Raw genomic sequence first — 759 nt, forward strand, 5'->3', positions numbered from 1 at the left:
ACCGCGCTCATCTTCGATATATGCAATCTCAGTAAATGTTTTGTGAGTATCTAACCCAATGAAAAGTATGCTATGTTTATTCATGCTAGCCTCCACGTTATATTATTGATATATATATTATGGCTCTAGTTGTAAAACTAACCCACGGTAGAGGCTAGCACCTTAGTGGGAAGTCATTATGTCTAAATTGCCCTGCATTATGCATCGTACAGTAATGAGGATGAGGAATACGATTGACTAAAAAATATCTATTTACGTCTATAATTATCTACTTCATTTGGTTGATAGGCTATGTGCCTGCTGCGCCTGAATTTTTCTTAACTGTCACATTCATGATGATTTATATTCCTATTTGGTCATTTAATGCTGTTGGTGTTCCGTGGCTTTTGGAAAGTAATGGTAATTGTGGTTGGGGAATTTGTTCTTTAACTCTATTTGGTTGGTTATTTTTGTTTGTTTTTTGGCAAGGAACTATATACATTGCTATCAAAGCTTTTACTTGTGCCTTTATTAAGAATAAGCAACAGATTTAGCATTATGGCAAATTAACAAGCCATTCAACAGGACAAAATATAGTTGGCTATTTTCGTTCCTCAAATATTTTAGCCAACTATATTTTGCCCGTTAATAGGGGCGTTGGTATGACTTCCCACGTCAAGTTAAATATTACTTTTCCCTGCCCATTTATTTAGAGCCTATCGATTTTCTCTGTTAATAAGAGAATTAACGTACAGAATGAAGCAAGTAATTTCGTCGGTT

Annotated in this window: 1 protein-coding gene; it reads left to right on the forward strand. The window is 34.9% G+C overall.

Annotated elements, in window-relative coordinates; all coding sequences use genetic code 11:
- Positions 1-233 precede the first annotated feature (233 nt).
- Entirely contained in the window at positions 234-533 is a 300-nt protein-coding gene (locus tag KSO91_RS17465) for a hypothetical protein (protein ID WP_238744284.1), read from the forward strand.
- Positions 534-759: the final 226 nt, after the last annotated feature.

The organism is Psychromonas antarctica, from assembly GCF_022267535.1.
Classification (GTDB): Bacteria; Pseudomonadota; Gammaproteobacteria; order Enterobacterales; family Psychromonadaceae; genus Psychromonas; species Psychromonas antarctica.